The following is a 378-nucleotide window of genomic DNA, read 5'->3' on the forward strand; positions in this document are numbered from 1 at the left end:
GGAGCGCCGGGCACCGAAATCGAAGCCGGCCGCATGGGCAAGATCAAGGTGGACGACAAGGGCGAAGCCGCAATGGCCGATCCGTTCATCTACAATGCGTCGAACATCGATCAGTTCTCGAAGGTTTTCTAAGCCTTTCGCGGACAGACAAAACCCGGCGGTATTGCCGCCGGGCCCTTCCCAATGAACACTGGTAAGCGCTGATGAACAACGCCCTTCAACAACCTGTTGCTAGCGTCGCGACGAACGACGTACCCGCAATTCTCGAGATGCGTGGCATCTCCCAGATCTTCCCTGGCGTGAAGGCGCTCGATAACGTCAGCATCGCGCTCTACCCAGGCAAGGTAACCGCGCTCATCGGCGAAAACGGTGCAGGCA

2 pseudogenes are annotated in these 378 nt (G+C 58.5%); both read left to right on the forward strand.

The annotated features are described in order from the left end of the window. Positions 1–132, forward strand: a pseudogene (locus tag B3605_RS03075) (rhamnose ABC transporter substrate-binding protein); the annotation flags it as partial. Positions 133–203: 71 nt separating this feature from the next. Beyond that, positions 204–378: pseudogene (locus tag B3605_RS03080) on the forward strand (D-xylose ABC transporter ATP-binding protein); the annotation flags it as partial.

This window comes from Rhizobium sp. UBA1881 (assembly GCF_002338015.1).
GTDB lineage: Bacteria > Pseudomonadota > Alphaproteobacteria > Rhizobiales > Rhizobiaceae > Rhizobium.